Genomic DNA, 15555 nt, shown 5'->3' with positions numbered 1-15555 from the left:
GAGGGGGATGGATATGATACCAGTGATAATGACACCTGGACCTACCAGTGTGAGAGAAAATGTAAGGATGGCAAGGGCAAGGGAGTGCACCAACCCAGACCTGGACCTGAACTTCTATGGGTTCTACAGGGAGACCTGCGGGAGGCTGGGGAAGATGATAGGAACCCAGGGAGATGTAAGGATACTCTCTGGTGAGGGAATACTGGGACTGGAGGCAGCCTGTGCTACCCTAACAGAGCCCGGGGACAGGGTTCTTATAATAGATAACGGAATCTTCGGAGAGGGATTTGGTGACTTTGCCAAGATGTACGGGGCAGAGGCAATCTACTTCAGGGGAGACCGAGAGAGAGGAATAGATATAGGGGAGCTGGAGGAGTTTCTTCAAAAGGACTCGGACTTTAAGTATGCAACTGTGGTCCACTGCGATACTCCCAGCGGAGTGCTAAATCCCATAGAGAAGATCTGCCCTATGTTAAAGTCTAAAGGAATAATAACTGTAGTAGATGCAGTGGCATCCACCGGGGGACATGAGATACGGGTGGATGAGTGGAGGATCGATATATGCCTGGGAGGAAGCCAGAAGGCTCTCTCAGCACCTCCGGGACTGACCTTTCTCTCCATAAGTGAGGATGTGTGGAGGGCTGTAGAGGAGAGGAATACCCCAGTAGCCGGGTTCTATTGCAATCTGGGGATATGGAGGGATTACTATGAGAAGAAGTGGTTCCCCTATACCATGCCAATAAGCGATATAGAGGGGCTCAGGGTTGCTGTGGACAACCTCCTGGAGGAGGATGCAGCAGCTAAGCACAAAAGGTATGGAGAGGCCTTCAGGAAAGCCATCAGAACCGGGGGACTGGAGCTCTATACGAAGGATTCCTGGGCCAATACTGTGAGTGTGATAAGGGTGCCAGAGGGAACCACCTTTGAGGAGATCAATAACGCTCTCCTTAAGGATTACAACCTTATGATAGCTGGGGCCTTTGGGTATCTCGCCGGCAGGGTATTTAGGGTAGGACACATGGGAGAGGGGTGTGACAGGGCTAAACTGATCTATGTGCTCAATGCTCTGGAGAAGACCCTTGTTAAGCTGGGAGTTTCTGTAAAGCCTGGTATGGAGAAGAGCTTTCTGGAGAACCTAAAATAGAAGATAAGGAGCAGGCCTTTGGGTCTGCTTTTTTATTACTAATATAGAGTATGGTCAAAACACTCTAAGAGTTAATTTGTGGTAATTTCTTTAATCTCTAAGGAAAAAATGTTCATTTCTTTTGTCACCTAAAAGAAACGAACCAAAGAAAATGTGCCCCTCTTTATAATTTCTTAGTAAGTAGACTTATTAGTTTACGGCCTTCATAAGCTACAGTCCTCGCTCCTGTTGGAAAAAGAGTAGTCTACCACTGCGGAACTTAACTTGCAGAACGGCCTAGTCTACGATTGAGTACAAAGCTAGATCGATATAAAGAGGGGAGAAAACTTATTTATAAAGAAATATGGAGTTTAATAGCCGACGACTAAAAATCTATTGTGTAAGCAGATACGGTAATCTATGTAGAGTTGTGGCTAAAGAATGGATTAAAGGGCTATTTTATTAAGGAATAGAGGGTTTTTAAGGTGTTCCTTTAATAGGAAGAGAAAGTAGGGAAATTATTTTACTTAAATCAACATTTGAGATATAATGTATAAGTTAAATTAAAATTTTTTGAAAGAGGTGTAGATTTGAACATAAAAGTAAGAATAGTAAAACTTCTTATGGAATTTGAGGAGGGAAAGTACTCAAACCTTCTTCTTAACGACTACTTCAGGGAGCACGGACATGAGCTTACCAGAGGGGAGAAGGCCTTTATAACAGAGGTATTCTACGGGGTAATAAGAAACCTGATCTTCCTTGACTATCAGATAGATAAAAGATCCAAGAAGGTACACAGAAGATGGCTGAGAAATATGCTGAGACTGTCTATGTACCAGGCATACTTCATGAACTCAGATGAGGCAGGTATTGCATGGGAGGCAACGGAGCTTACCAATGAGAAGCTGGGAACCTATGTGGGAGGATTTGTAAACGGAATCCTGAGAAACTTCTTCAGAGAGATGGAGGAGGAGGAGAACTTCCTGAGAGAAAATGATGCCCTGGATATCTTCTATTCATACCCTAGATGGTTCTATGAGAAGGTAGTGGCTGAGTATGGGGAAGAAGCCGAGGAGGTTCTTAAGTCATACAAGAGGATACCTTCAATGTCTGTAAGGGTAAATACCCTCAAGTACAGCGAGGAGGAGTTTGAGGAGTTCCTGGACAGAAAGAATATAAAGATAATTAAGTATATAGAGGGGGGAGTGTACTACCTTGATTCTGGAAGTCTTATCGATACACCGGAATTTAAGAGCGGAAAGATAGTACCTCAGGACGGAGCTTCCTTCCTGGCTGCAAGAACCCTTGGAGCCAAGGCTGGAGAGAGAGTTCTGGATACCTGCAGTGCACCGGGAACAAAGTCCATGGTCCTTGCAGAGGATATGAAAAATGAGGGGACTATTACATCCCTAGATATCCACAACCACAAGGTAAGACTTATAAGAAGAAGTGCCAAGAGGATGGGTGTGGAGATTGTAGAGGCTAAGAAGCTGGACGCCAGAGAGGTGGCTGAGTTGAATACCGAGTTTGATAAGATTTTAGTAGATGCTCCATGTAGCGGATACGGAGTAATCAGAAAGAAACCAGAGGCTCTATACAACAAGGATATGGAGAGTGTAGAGGAGCTTGCTAACCTTCAATATGAGATCCTTACAGCAGCATCCAAGGTATTAAAGGTAGGAGGAGAGCTGGTATACAGTACCTGCACTATCTTCAAGGAGGAGAATACCGACAATGCAGCTAAGTTCCTGGCTGAGAATCCTAACTTTGAAGCTGTGTCTATTGAGCTTCCTGGAAATATAAAGGGGAAGTTTGATCACCTTGGTGGATTCAACATCGACTACACTGAGGAGCATTTAGACGGGTTCTATATTATAAAGTTTAAGAAAAATAGCTAGTAATTTTCTTAAATCTACTTAATAATAATTGAAACTGTACCTTTTGTCTTGAAACAAAAGGTACCTTCAACACAAGCGTTGTGGAAAAATATAGCCGTTAAAGTTAACACCTTATTTTTCACAAAAGTTCAAGGCTTTCGGCAATAGTCTTTTGAGGTAAGTCAAATTAAGCGACTCTTTTTAAAGGCTCTAGATAGAACCTAATTTGTGTGACGAGTCGAAGTAGATATTTAATGTGGAGCAGGACGACTGCCTGCAGTCAGCTGAAAAAATTATACCGATCCCTCAAGTCGATAAAGACTTTGTCGGGAAGGTATCGCTAGCCCGTTAAGCAGAATAAGTTTTCATAACGTTGTGCAATAGTTTTAACTATCAGAGTTAAGAGTGTAGCTTTCAAAGGGCGTAGATGAATGCTTTACCTATGAGACATTTGAGGGATCTTGACTTTCTTGGTTCGTTCTTGCGTCAAGGCAAGAATGAACAAAATAGACTCTAACTTTGGAATTTATTTATGATGAAGGAAGTAGAAGTTTTAGTTGAAATAATTTGAAAAGAAAGGAAAATAAACATGCTAGATGAATTAAAAAGTGCCAATGAATATATAATCGGAAAAATAAAGGAAGGAAACCCTGTGATCCTTGAGATGGAGGCATTTGCTGAGGAGCACAATGTACCCATCGTTACCAAGGAGGTAGCTAAGTATCTGGAGTTTATGGTGGATATAAATGAAACTACAAATATCCTGGAGGTGGGAACAGCCATCGGTTACTCGGGAACTCTTATGCTCAACGCATGCGAGAAGTACGGAGGGAGGCTTACTACCCTGGAGATAGATGAGGAGAGATACAAGCAGGCCAAGGAGAACTTTGAAAGGGCAGGAGTATCTGAGAGGGTAACCCAGATCCTGGGAGATGCCACTGAGGAGATAGAGAAGCTGGATGAGAAGTATGACTTCATCTTCATAGATGCTTCCAAGGGACAGTACAGAAAGTTCTTTGATGATTCCTACAAGCTTTTGGCTGATGGTGGAATGGTCTTCATAGACAACATCATGTTCAGGGGATACCTCTATAAGGAGTACCCAAAGAGGTTTAAAACCATCGTAAGAAAGCTGGATGAGTTTATAGACTATCTATATGCTGAGCATCCAAGATTTACCTTGATGCCATTTGGAGATGGTGTTGGTCTTTTACGACGTGAAAAAAGTTAAATAAAATAGGGGCCTGACTAGGTTCCTTTTTTTATTGGTGGTATAATTGGATGGTAGACTTAAATAGAAAAGGCACATAGAGCTGTCCACTTAAGAGGTTCCAGGAGGACTTCAATATCAAGCAGCCTGTATTATTGGAGAATAAGGGGAATGGCATTTAGATTTTGATGGACTATTGTGCGAATATGTAAAGAGAAAAAGCAGGGATTAATCCCTGCTTTTTAAGAAAAAATAATTGAAAGAAATGTTTCTAATTTTTTAGGATATAAATATAATCCTATAGATGATAGGATAAGAAAGAAAACAATAAAGATAGAAATATTTAGATAAATTTTAAATATACCTTTAGACATTTCCACTGAGCTTTCATTATCTTTGGGTATGTCAGAGTCTCTTAAGAATTTTTTTACCTCATTCTTTTGATTATCATAACTTTTTTTTATAATATTAACTTTGTTATAATAATAGGTAAAGGAGTATAGCGATGTAATTAGAATATAAATTCTATAAATTAATGCAATAACTCTAATTAATTTCAAATTTAAATTTTCCAGCTTAGAATAACTAAAGCCAATAGCTACAATTGTAGCTGTTAATGCAAGAAAATTTTTATTCATAGATTCAATAATGGAGCTAATACTTTCAGAAATTTGAGTAGATTTTTTTTCTATTTCTTCATTAAATTTACGTAACTCTAAAAAATAATTATCCACTTTCTCATTCAAATAAACATCATAATTATTTTGAGAAGACTGATAAATTTTTTCAGCTGTTTTAAGTAAAGAAAAATAATTTGAATCTTCATTTCCATTACAAAGGAAAACTGAAACGACATTTCTTATAACGCCTAAACGTTCATATGTTTTGCTTTCATAAGCCCATCTATAGAGTTTGAATAAATAAAGTGCTTCTGTTATATCGGGTATCGATTTTTTTGCTTTTATCCCTATTTTCTTTTTACCTACAAAGTAACTGTGCTGGGTTAGCTCACTATCAACATCATTTTTTTTGGTGAAATTGGCTAAATAAGCAATAATACAATTTACAAGAGAAGCATTAAATAAAACTTCTAATTCTGAGTTTGTATGAAACTTGTTGTTTTCAAAATGAAATTTAAAGACTTCAGGAATGAGGTTTGAAGTCCCTTCTGTCCAATGACAATAATCTTCTCTAGTTTCAATTATAGACTCAATAAATTCTAATCTTTTTTCATAATTAAAAAAAGAAGTAATAGCAGAGCAATTATTTAAGCTAATGAATACAAGATAATCATTTTCAATATATATATCATCTTCAATCAAAAGATTAATACATTTCTTTCGAGTTTTAAAAAAATTTTGTTCAAATAACTTTAAATTATATGGATTAATCTTTTTTTCTATTTTTTTCAGATCTTTAAAAACTTGGAAAGTATAATTATCAAAATCTTCGTCTGGAAAAAGAGTAGAAAAAATATTTTTTTTTGAAAAACGTAACTCTATTTTTAAAGGTTCACCTTCAAAAATAGTATTTTGAGCAGTTTCACTCTCAATAGGATAACCACCAATAAAAATTTTTAAAGATTCATTTTGAATTTCCTTTAATTGAGAAAAAATCTCTTCTATAAAATCTGAAGTGTATATTTTTTCATATGAAAAAGAGTCCTTGTGTTGGACTAATTCCATCTCTTTCAAATTAAGAGTTTTATTGATTTGTCCTAAGATTTTTTCCATAATTCTTCCCTTCTATCTAATCTCACTATCGTATTGTACGTTTTTAATAGTAATATCGTAGTTTGAAGTTTCTTTATTTTTAGTGATCTCAAATTTTTTAGGGTCATTAGAAATTCCATAAGGTAAAGTAATCTTAATGTCCTCTCCTCTAACTTTAATAACTTTTTTCTTTACATTATCTTTAACCCAATCTTTGTCAACTTGAAATTCTAAGTCTTTTACTTTTTTAGACATTAATTCAAGATAATTTGTTTTCTCCGAAGATTCCTCTTCTCCAAAAATTAAATTAGAGAAAGTGTGAATATTTAACTGTTCACTATTTTTAATAGTTTCGCATAAAAGGTCTATCTTAATCTTCTTTCCTTCAGGATCTTCTTTATACAACTTGTTTAAAAATTTCTTTGTTTGATTAACAAATTCTTTCGTTCGATCTGTATTATTTTCAACTAGGCTACACTCTAAAAAGTTCATGAAAAATCCAGCAATATCAGTATCGCTTTGTTTTCTTCGTTGTTTATCCAAAAGTATTATATCGTAGTCTCTTCCATGTTGTTCGTCTTCTTCTGAAATTTCCTCCCAATAAAAAGCACATTTTTGGAGTTTTTGATCTTGAGATGGCAAACCAGTTCCAGCATTGACAATATTTATTTCTAGACCATCCTCATGTTCTATCTCTTGAGTTTCAAAGATTTCTTTAAAATCCAACTTTAGTAGAGCTATTAATTGCCTATTATTTGCTTCAAGTAAACAAATAATGAAGTTTGCTGGAGAAATTGTGCTACCTCTTTTCATTTGAGAAAAGAGTTTTTGTGCCAATCCTATAGATTTTTCTATGAATTTATCATTATTTTCAAAAGTTTCATTACAAAGATCTTTTACATGAGAACGTGAGTCAAAGTTTCCAACACGACTTTTATCTCCACTTATAGAGGAATTTATGTGAGAAAGTAAAAGTTCTTCTACTTTAGTATTTAAATTAAGAGGATAATTGCTTAGTTTAATATCATCTTCTCTATTATTTAGTATATGTACAATAGAATGTTTTAAATTTATATTATTTAATGCTCTATAGTCCATTAATATCCCAACCTCCGATTAAATTTTTTTTCATTTACAAAACTGATATAACTTTGACTAACCTTACACATTCGTGGTATAGATCTCCATTTTTTACTGTGGTTTCAGGGAGGCTAAGCTTCATTTCTTTTTATTTGATTTTTCTAATTCATCTAAAGCTTTAATTCTATCAATATTATCATGATAAAATTTTTGACCATGCAGTGCAATTCCTTGGAGCTCTCTAATTCTATGATATAAACTCAATATGTATTCTTCATTCTTGATTCTATTTTCAGCATCTTTAATGCTTGGCTTCATTCTATCAATTTGTCTTTGATGAATTTCAATTAATTCAGAGGAAGCTGCATTATTTTGCATTTTCTTTAGATCTTCAATAAATTTTTCATTATTAGTTAGAACTTCTTTTAAATGCTTAATCAACTCATAAGAACGATTAATTATTTCATCTGTTTCCGCAAGCTCTTCAAAATAAACTTTTCCTTCATTATCAAATACATAATCATTTTCTTCAAGATATCCAACTATTTTATATAAATCTTTATAATCAATAGCTAATCCTTTAGCTATATCTTTAAGCATAAAAGGATTTATTTTGAGTACACTTCCACTTTCTAATCTAGAAAGTATAGACTTATTGACCCCTGTTTTAATGGAAAACTGATTTAATCCATAATTTTTTTCAAGCCTTTTCTTCTTTAAAATTTTACCTAATTCTATTCTTTTTTCTTCATTAACTTCATACATATTTAAACACCTCACCTTTAAAATATACACCAAGTGTTGCTAAATTTAAAATTTTATAAAAAAAACCTTTGACAAATGTAACCGCCAGGAGATATACTTCTAGTGGTTACGTTTGACAAAAGGAGGAGCTATGGAACTTTTAGAAATTAAATCAAAGACATATTCAAAGGGGTATACAATGAAAGAACTTTATAAAAAGTTGGGCTTAAGCAGGCAAAATTTCTACAATAAAATAAAAAAGAAAGATAAAAAGACAATAGAAAAAATAAAAAAAATTTTATCATGAGTGGTTGCGTTTGGAAACGTAACCAGAATTTGATGATTTTATAAAGGAGCGAATTATGATTGTAAATTCAGGGATAAGTAGAAAAAAACAAAAAGCTCTAGCTGAAGAGCTTATGAAGTTGGTTAAGGGTGAGGTAGTTGAGAAGTAGAGGAGCTATATATGTCAGGGAGTCTACAGAGAAACAAGATTGGAAAGCACAACTGGAGCAGTGTAAGACCTACTGTAAAAACCACGGGATTGAGATTTACAAGATCTATAAAGACATTGCCAGTGGTTCTAACAACAATAGGAAGGAGTTTCTGAGGCTCCAGGAGGATATGGAGGATGAGAGGTTTAACAAGGTTGTTGTATGGGAGCTGTCGAGAGCCACAAGGGACTTTATGGCATATAAGGTCATGATAATGAGGATGGCAGAGCTCGGAGTAGAGCTGCACTCTATTCAGGAAGGAATATTAACTGAGGGGGATATAGACGTAGAGTTCAGTAACGACATAAGAGCCTTGATAAACTCTCATGAGAGGAAGAGAACAGCTAAGAGGGTTAAGTCCAGGATGGAGCACATAGCCAGGTCGGGAAGGTGGACCGGAGGACCTCCTCCACACGGGTATAGGTTGAAAGACAAGATCTTGGTAGTAAATGAAGACGAAGCGGATAGAGTGAGGGAAATATTTAATCTTTATCTTAGAGGGGAGGGGATAGCAGCACTCACGAGAAGATTTGGTTTTGGAGATGTGAAGAAGATCCGGAGGATGCTCAAAAATGAGGTCTATATAGGGAAGCTGAAGTTCAGGCAGCAGGAAAGTAAAAACGGATTTGTTGTTAGAAACAAGGAGTATGAGGTCATTGAAGGAAACCACGAGGGGATAGTAGAGGAGGGATTATTCTATGGAGTCCAGGAACTTATGGAAAGGAAGCAGAGAAGAAAGAATCCTGCCGGGACTTATCTTTTTCATAAGCTTAAGTGTTTTTGTGGTGGTTCTATTTATGGAAGGAGGGATAAGAGGAGCAAAAAGGGAGTGTACTATCAGTGTATGAACTCGTGTGGGAAAAAGATTATATATCAGGATGTACTTCTTGAGAAGGTATTAAAGGAGCTGAAGGGAAGTATAGAAAGGTTCAGTTGTTTGGAGGAGGTAGAGATCAACAACAAAGCACAGAGGAGGATGTACAAGAAGGAGGTCAGGGATCTGGATAGGCAGGAAGAAAAGCTCCTAGAAAAATATCTGGATGGAAAGGTTCCAGAAAGGCTCTATGATAGCCAGATGGAAAGGTACAACACCAGAAGGGAGGAGATTAAAAAGGAGTTGCTGAGGCTTGAGAGGTTAGAAGGGAATCAGAAAGCTAGAGAGGGAAACAGGAAGATTCTTCTCAATTACCTGGAGCAGATAGACAGCACAAAGGATATGGTGACCTTAGAAAAGGTTATGGGCCTCATTATAGATGAGATAGAGTTTATAGATCATTTTGAATTTAATTTGAAGGTGAACTTTCTGGACTAAAAGCCCCTTAGGGGAGATATGAGGGGCTTTGGGTTTTTAGTAAGTACTTTGAATAGGAGTATTTACTTGAAACTTAATATAGAGGAGGGATGTCATGGCTAGAACTGAGGGGGGACTCTCTAAAATGTTAGAAAGGAGTATGAATAATCAGTGCCGGTTTATGACCTTGGAGGAGTGTCTAAGAAATGAAGCGGTAATCGATAAACTGGATGATGAGAGAAGGGAGAAGAGTTTTAAGAATACCAAGTGGCATAAAGATATGCGTAAAAGCTATCAGAAGAGACTGGATGCCTTCCTGGAGGAGCTGCTAAAGAATGGTGTGCCTATGGAGCTGCTAAGCGTAGGAATCCAAATAAGCAAAGATTCCAAGGAGCATGATAAGAAGTTCTTTGAGAATGTGGCTGAACTGGAAGAAAAGGAGCTCTTCTTTGAGGAGCAAAGCGACAATAGCAGAGATTATATGGTGAAGTTTACCAGTAAAGCCCTTGAGCTATCCAGGATAGAAAGCTCAGAAGTAGAGAAGACAATGATGGAAGAAAACCTTATGAAGAGGTTAGGTAAGTAACAGAGAGAGCTTAAGTATTTCCAATACCTAAAGAGGAAATTAGGAGAAATCAGAAGGAGGAGAAATGAAATATTATAGAGTTTCTGACTTAGGGAACGGAGGGTTTTACCCACTACAGAAAAACTTATTTAATAATCCCTATTACCAGAAGAAAGTTAAGAAGATAAAAACCATAAGGAAGGTTAAAAAAGAGGTTACTGTTATTGAGGATCTTCTTTCAGACACTTCAAAGATTATCTATGGGATCTTATGCGAAAAACTAAACCATTCCTTAGAGAATGGATGGTTCGATGAAGAGAAGAGAATATTTGTGAAGTTTTCCATAGAAACACTGGCAAAGATCTTAAATAAGTCTAGGGATACTATTGTAACTTGTAAGAAGCAGCTAGAAGCAGTTGGACTAATAGAGATAGTTAAAACCAAGTATAAGTCAGATACTTTCTATATTGGAAAAGTGGAGGAAAAGCCTACTGAAGAAATTGAAATGGAATTAGAGATAAGGATACTTCAAAATGAGGAAGAAGGGGAAGGAAAAATCCTTGAAGTCGAAAACGTCGACCAGTCGAAACTTTCTGATTTCCCAGTCGAAAACGTCGACTTCCTCGGAGTCGAAAATGTCGACCCTATTAAAACTAAAAACAATAAAACTATTAATAAAACTACTACTAGGGAAAATCTGGAAAGTAGTAGTTCAAAAGAAAATTTAAAAAAACTTTTAAAAGAATGTGGTTTTGGAAATATCACCAGGGGAACAGCTAAAAACATATTGGCTCTAAGTCCAACCAATGAAAGGCTTAGGGAGGTTTTAACATACATAAAAGCAAATAAAATGGGAGAGGGGGCGATAATCAAGGCTATAAAGGACGAATGGGTAATCCAGGAGCCAAAAGGCAAGGAAGAACCACCTAAGAAGCTATCAAGAGAGGATAAGATAGATCTTGTTAAAAGTGAATTAGGCTTGGAAAAGGTTAATGGGATTAGGGGAAGCTTGGTAGAAAAATATAAGAGGTACCAGGGAAGCCCTAGCTTTGAAAGGCATATTAACAGGGAGTTAGATGAAGAGTTGTGTAAACTCTATGGAGCTTAACAAAAATAAGAAATTTTTGGTGGGAGGTGAGTATTAGAGTGGCAAGGAAAGCTAAAAAGTTCATAGGGGAACTTAAAGTGATAAATACGGTGGAGTTTTGGGATAGGCTACAACAAGAGAGAGAATGGGGTATTGATTATATGCCTCAGGGATATTATCGACATGTAAGTTTCTCTTATGCAGACAGATTACCTACTTGGGAAGATGTAAAGAAAATTAAAGAAAAGTACTTTGGAGATGAATTTGTTTTTCAGGTTCTCCCTAAGAAGAAATACTATATTAACTATCATAAATATTGTCTGCATCTGTTCCAGTACTTAGGAGAAAAATCAGAGTAAAAGATAAAATAGATATAGGGTTTGTCCGCACTGCGGACATTTAAAACTTAGTATGGAGGTATGAATATTTATGAAAGATATATTTTCTGTAATGACTGATTTTAATAATCCGGAAGATACTGAGGAATTGGAAAAATATATTTATATACTTCACAAAGGAAAAGTAGTTTGTTTGAGACTGTTTGAAGAGATTGAAAATATAAGAGAGTTTCTGGTAGAGGTTTATGAGAAAATTTTGAGAGAAACACCAGGTTTTAAAGAAGAAGGTAGATTGAACTTTATTTATTTTAATTGGCTAGAGGATAAGTCGAGAAAGGAGGAGGAAATGGAAAAAGAGTTTGCCAGAGCTAGAAAAAATATTTATGTTTCCAGGGCTATTTCAAAGCTCCAGGAGAAAAGCCAAGAATATATAAACTTCTTAGAGATTTTTGAACATAAGTATACCCAGGAAGCAGTAAAAGCAGCCCTTAGAGAACTCTATATGTTTAACCGCGAAATTAAAGATATAAAAGGTCTAACAGCTGCCCTAATCATAAAGAATTATCACCTATAGAAGTCCGACCAAAGATAACCATAGGAATAATTCTAAATTGAGTATATCACACATTTTAGAGAATTTATTTAATTTAGGGGGTATAAATTTGAATTGTCCAAACTGTAATACTAAAAACACCGCATACAGTTCTAGAACCCTTTATGGAACTACTAAAAATAGATACTACAAATGTAAAACTTGCCAGGCAACATATGCAACAAGGTTTCAGTCCTCTGAAACCTTAGTCAGCATAAGGGAGGGGAAAAGTGTTTAAGAAGAAACCAGGTCAAATAAATAAGATCCTAAGCAAGAATAAAAAAGAGCTACTGAGGAGGAAGAATGTAAAAAAATGATATTAGAGGGGGAGGGCCATATGTTTAAGTGGAAAAGAAGGCAGCTAGAAAGGAATGTTCTTTTAAATAAGTTAAGTCAGTTAACTATAAAGAATAAGAGAACCAGGATACTAACAAATAAAAAAAGACTGTAATCGGAGGAGTGATTAAATGTTTGATGTAAGCAACTCAAATGAAGATTTTAGAGAAATAAAGATCCTTATGAATGGTTTTTATGGAGAGAAGCATAAAAGAGCTGAAGAAGTAAATAAGTTAAAAAAATCCTTAGAACTGGCAGAGTTAAAAACTGAGGAGAAATTAAGGGTAGATGATATTGAAGGGTATACCACTTCTAAAAATGAGGAGGAATTTTACAGGAGAAAAATAAAGGCTATTGAGGAAATGAAGTCAGTAGAAGTTGATAGCTCTAAGCTACAAAAACTAATAAAGGAAGAGAGAGAAAAAATGATTACAGAGTTTGAAGAAGGGAGGGAATCTTTAGAGAAAGCCTTTCTGAAAGCTCTAACAGATCTTGGCGACTTTATGGAAGCCAAGAAAAAGAAACACAAAACTCTAGTGAGATTAGTAGATTCTTTTAACATGAAAGATAAGATAGGAGTACCACAGATGATTATAAAGTATCTAGATGGTGTAGACGTATCTTATTACAATAATGATGTAATTGAGCTTCAAAAAGGATTTTATGGTGGTCCTACATCTATAAGATTTTATTTAGGGAAGAACCAATAAGGAGGCAGCACTAATGAAAAGTTTAGAGCAAAGAAAAAAAGAGGCAGTGGCATTTGTTGATGAACTGAGCGAAAGGAATATGAAGAGTAAAAAAGAGCATGAAAACGGGGAGCGCCTTGCCCAGCTTTATAATAGAAAATACAAGCTTAAAAATGAAGAGGATCTTAGAGCAATCAACCAGTAAACTAAAAAACACTTGTAAGTTTAAATTAGAGGGGGGAGCAGAAAGGCTTACCCTTCTTTTTTTTGGAGGCGCTGCTATGGTGGGAATAGATAGGATTAAGATAGGAGTTGAAAGAGAAGGAATAAACTATGATGGTGACATCCTGGAGTTAAAGCATGATAGAGTTGTGCGTATAAGGACAGGGGTTGTATATGGTCACTTCTGGTCAAGCTTTGAATTTAACCCCTGTAAGCTGCTATATAGAACTAATATGAAGAGGATAACAACAGGATCTGAGTTCAGAGAGGCTCTCAGAGCCCTTCAGAGGCACCTCAAAACAAAAGTAGGGGTAGAGATAGACCTAAGCAAGGCTTACCTGAAGAGAATAGAACTGAACAAGGATCTGAAGCTTTATTGTGATGGAGTACATTTTTTTAACAGGGAGATAATGAGTGATATTTTATTAAGTACTTTTTTGAGTGGCTGGGCTAGAAATCGTCACTCATATACTTCAGATGGTTTAGGAAGAAAGGTTTCCCTGGATTACTACCATAAGAAGAAAGCCCAGGGGCGCCTTGGCTTATCAGAATTTGATTATGAAAGTATATTTGATTTCCAAGCCCTTGGTTTTACTTATATACTCACGGCAAGATCCCCGGGAGGAAACAAAAGGCTTATCATCTACAATAAGACCTATGAAGCAGCTAAAAGAAAGAAGTGCTTCCTGGAGGAAGGAAACATATTAAGAGTAGAATTTCAGATAAAGTGGCCTGTCTTAAAAGAGCGGTTTGGGAAGATCTACCTGGATGAATACCTTAAAATCTTTGAGGGGTTCAATTCAAATTACTGGGATGAGCTTATTAACGAGGTAGGGCTTACTAAGGAGAGGTACGAGAAATTAAAGAAACAAAGGCTTTATCACATAAAAAGAGAAATGAAAATGGTGGCCCGGCAGTACAAAAGAAACAGGATCTCTAAGTTATTGATAATTAGATGCGGTCAAAGAGGAAATTCTTTCTGGAGTAAAGAGGAGCTGCTGCAAAGTTGTGATGAACTAGGAGGAACTAAACAAGACAAATATAAACGGAGAAAATTAGCAAAAAAAGAAATAAAAATGTGCTCCTGGTTTGTGGAAAAGATACCCCTTTTAGAGTGGTTTTTAGGCTCAATTGAAGAGAAAAATAGGTAGCCCTAAGCAAACGAAAAGAAAAAAGAGCGATAAAAGCCTTCTATCCCTTTAGAAATAAAGGCTAGATTGAATTTAAAAATCAGAAAAACACTTAAAAAAATAAAAAATCTTACTATGTATCACTATGGAGTTTGTTTAAAGCACTTTTATCCTTTTCTTATCCCTCTTTGAAGATATTTAAAAGAGAGAGTAGAAATTGAAATAGGAGCTTTAAGAGTGGATAAAAAATAAAAATGGAGAGGTGAAGAATGAAAAATACAGGATCTAAATTAAGTAGAGCAATAGCAAGGGAGAAGGTTTCAAGGAATAAGGATAGTCAAAAGCATCATTGGAAAAAGAAAAAATAAAGAAGATATTATAATAAATAAAGGCTGGATTTGATTCTGGCCTTTTTTATTTCTCTTTAAAGGAGATCTGGCTTAAGTTAAAGGTAAGATCTTCAGGGGAGATCCAGGAGCAGCGTAACTATGTCCATGATAATCAATTAAAGTAAAGAGCAGCATAAGAGAAGAGTAAGCATGTGAAGAGGTGTAACCAGGCTAAAAGAGAGAGAAGGAGAGCCGGGGAGGAGCAAAAGGTACTGTGACCCTAGATATGTTTCATGAGGTGGCGCAGGTCAGCGCAGACGTTGCACGTGTGATAAAAAAATGACTCGCCACCGCCCAGCTAGAAATTAATAAAAACTGTCCCTTATAGAGAAATTTGACAAAGATGAAACCCTGGAGGGGATCATGGAGGAAACAGGTGGAATTTAAATGCCTCTAGCATGGCAAGAAGTGATTTTAAACGCATCGTAGGCGGAAGTAATCATTGGAAATATAGAAGGTTCTTAAAACCAAAATAAGAGCTTTGAAAAAGAAGCTTATAGAATCAAAATAAGGCAACATAGAGTTACCACATTGAATATGTTACTTAAAGTATTATCTATTTAGTTTCTGTACAAATATATCTGGAGAGATTGCATTATATTTTTACTATACTTGGGAGAAAGGGTCAGTTTCATTGTGTTGACTCTGTTCCAAGAACACATTATATAAATAATAC

General features: G+C 36.0%; 15 protein-coding genes. 12 read left to right on the top strand and 3 right to left on the bottom strand.

Annotation, left to right across the window (positions count from 1 at the left end; genetic code table 11):
• The first annotated feature begins 13 nt into the window (after positions 1-13).
• The 3 genes from QMG11_RS12680 (at position 14) to QMG11_RS12670 (ending at position 4231) form a co-directional block, all read left to right on the top strand.
• On the top strand, positions 14-1144 hold the full coding sequence (locus QMG11_RS12680) for a pyridoxal-phosphate-dependent aminotransferase family protein (protein ID WP_281836425.1): 1131 nt from the start codon (positions 14-16) through the stop codon (positions 1142-1144).
• Positions 1145-1713: 569 nt separating this feature from the next.
• Positions 1714-3021 (top strand): 16S rRNA (cytosine(967)-C(5))-methyltransferase RsmB, encoded by a 1308-nt coding sequence (rsmB, locus tag QMG11_RS12675; protein ID WP_281836420.1) that lies wholly within the window; start codon positions 1714-1716, stop codon positions 3019-3021.
• A gap of 568 nt (positions 3022-3589) precedes the next feature.
• Positions 3590-4231, top strand: a complete 642-nt coding sequence (locus QMG11_RS12670) for an O-methyltransferase (RefSeq protein WP_281836419.1) — start codon at positions 3590-3592, stop codon at positions 4229-4231.
• Positions 4232-4452: 221 nt separating this feature from the next.
• On the opposite strand, the gene QMG11_RS12665 is transcribed toward QMG11_RS12670, so the two are convergent.
• The 3 genes from QMG11_RS12665 to QMG11_RS12655 all read right to left on the bottom strand — a co-directional run bounded on the left by QMG11_RS12665 (position 4453) and on the right by QMG11_RS12655 (position 7767).
• Positions 4453-5943, bottom strand: coding sequence for a hypothetical protein (locus QMG11_RS12665; protein WP_281836417.1), 1491 nt, complete (start codon positions 5941-5943; stop codon positions 4453-4455).
• 12 nt (positions 5944-5955) lie between these two features.
• Complete coding sequence (locus tag QMG11_RS12660) at positions 5956-7020, bottom strand: nucleoid-associated protein (RefSeq protein WP_281836416.1); 1065 nt, start codon at positions 7018-7020, stop codon at positions 5956-5958.
• Between the two features lie 120 nt (positions 7021-7140).
• A complete protein-coding gene (locus QMG11_RS12655; RefSeq protein WP_281836414.1) occupies positions 7141-7767 on the bottom strand; it encodes a helix-turn-helix domain-containing protein in 627 nt (208 codons plus the stop codon).
• 130 nt (positions 7768-7897) lie between these two features.
• Between QMG11_RS12655 and QMG11_RS12650 the strand changes: the two genes are divergently transcribed.
• The 9 genes from QMG11_RS12650 (at position 7898) to QMG11_RS12610 (ending at position 14511) form a co-directional block, all read left to right on the top strand.
• Positions 7898-8053 carry a hypothetical protein gene (locus QMG11_RS12650; protein ID WP_281836412.1) on the top strand — a complete coding sequence of 52 codons (156 nt, stop codon included), beginning with the start codon at positions 7898-7900 and terminating at the stop codon, positions 8051-8053.
• Positions 8054-8190: 137 nt separating this feature from the next.
• Entirely contained in the window at positions 8191-9552 is a 1362-nt protein-coding gene (locus QMG11_RS12645; protein ID WP_281836410.1) for a recombinase family protein, read from the top strand.
• Positions 9553-9646: 94 nt separating this feature from the next.
• Entirely contained in the window at positions 9647-10117 is a 471-nt protein-coding gene (locus tag QMG11_RS12640; protein ID WP_281836408.1) for a hypothetical protein, read from the top strand.
• Positions 10118-10181: 64 nt separating this feature from the next.
• Entirely contained in the window at positions 10182-11204 is a 1023-nt protein-coding gene (locus QMG11_RS12635) for a replication initiator protein A (RefSeq protein WP_281836406.1), read from the top strand.
• A gap of 38 nt (positions 11205-11242) precedes the next feature.
• Positions 11243-11542: a DUF7694 domain-containing protein gene (locus tag QMG11_RS12630; protein WP_281836405.1), complete on the top strand. Its 300-nt coding sequence runs from the start codon at positions 11243-11245 to the stop codon at positions 11540-11542.
• A gap of 70 nt (positions 11543-11612) precedes the next feature.
• The gene (locus tag QMG11_RS12625) at positions 11613-12095 is read left to right on the top strand and encodes a hypothetical protein (RefSeq protein ID WP_281836404.1); all 483 of its coding nucleotides are present in this window, start codon (positions 11613-11615) and stop codon (positions 12093-12095) included.
• A gap of 485 nt (positions 12096-12580) precedes the next feature.
• Positions 12581-13159 carry a hypothetical protein gene (locus QMG11_RS12620; protein WP_281836403.1) on the top strand — a complete coding sequence of 193 codons (579 nt, stop codon included), beginning with the start codon at positions 12581-12583 and terminating at the stop codon, positions 13157-13159.
• Between the two features lie 13 nt (positions 13160-13172).
• Complete coding sequence (locus tag QMG11_RS12615) at positions 13173-13343, top strand: hypothetical protein (RefSeq protein WP_281836402.1); 171 nt, start codon at positions 13173-13175, stop codon at positions 13341-13343.
• Positions 13344-13593: 250 nt separating this feature from the next.
• The gene (locus QMG11_RS12610) at positions 13594-14511 is read left to right on the top strand and encodes a hypothetical protein (RefSeq protein ID WP_281836401.1); all 918 of its coding nucleotides are present in this window, start codon (positions 13594-13596) and stop codon (positions 14509-14511) included.
• The last annotated feature ends 1044 nt before the right edge of the window (positions 14512-15555 follow it).

The sequence above is a fragment of the Propionigenium maris DSM 9537 genome (assembly GCF_027925155.1).
Classification (GTDB): domain Bacteria; phylum Fusobacteriota; class Fusobacteriia; order Fusobacteriales; family Fusobacteriaceae; genus Propionigenium; species Propionigenium maris.
The sequence above is the reverse complement of the archived record's forward strand: the minus strand, read 5'-3'. Positions and strand labels throughout refer to the sequence as shown.

Bases quoted from the DNA above. Each gene is read 5' to 3' on its own strand.
- QMG11_RS12635 (WP_281836406.1), top strand. From the start codon at position 10,182: ATGAAATATTATAGAGTTTCTGACTTAGGGAACGGAGGGTTTTACCCA.
- QMG11_RS12625 (WP_281836404.1), top strand. From the start codon at position 11,613: ATGAAAGATATATTTTCTGTAATGACTGATTTTAATAATCCGGAAGAT.
- QMG11_RS12680 (WP_281836425.1), top strand. From the start codon at position 14: ATGATACCAGTGATAATGACACCTGGACCTACCAGTGTGAGAGAAAAT.
- QMG11_RS12610 (WP_281836401.1), top strand. From the start codon at position 13,594: ATGAAGAGGATAACAACAGGATCTGAGTTCAGAGAGGCTCTCAGAGCC.
- QMG11_RS12615 (WP_281836402.1), top strand. From the start codon at position 13,173: ATGAAAAGTTTAGAGCAAAGAAAAAAAGAGGCAGTGGCATTTGTTGAT.
- QMG11_RS12640 (WP_281836408.1), top strand. From the start codon at position 9,647: ATGGCTAGAACTGAGGGGGGACTCTCTAAAATGTTAGAAAGGAGTATG.
- QMG11_RS12660 (WP_281836416.1), bottom strand. From the start codon at position 7,020: ATGGACTATAGAGCATTAAATAATATAAATTTAAAACATTCTATTGTA.
- QMG11_RS12650 (WP_281836412.1), top strand. From the start codon at position 7,898: ATGGAACTTTTAGAAATTAAATCAAAGACATATTCAAAGGGGTATACA.
- QMG11_RS12620 (WP_281836403.1), top strand. From the start codon at position 12,581: ATGTTTGATGTAAGCAACTCAAATGAAGATTTTAGAGAAATAAAGATC.
- QMG11_RS12665 (WP_281836417.1), bottom strand. From the start codon at position 5,943: ATGGAAAAAATCTTAGGACAAATCAATAAAACTCTTAATTTGAAAGAG.
- QMG11_RS12670 (WP_281836419.1), top strand. From the start codon at position 3,590: ATGCTAGATGAATTAAAAAGTGCCAATGAATATATAATCGGAAAAATA.
- QMG11_RS12655 (WP_281836414.1), bottom strand. From the start codon at position 7,767: ATGTATGAAGTTAATGAAGAAAAAAGAATAGAATTAGGTAAAATTTTA.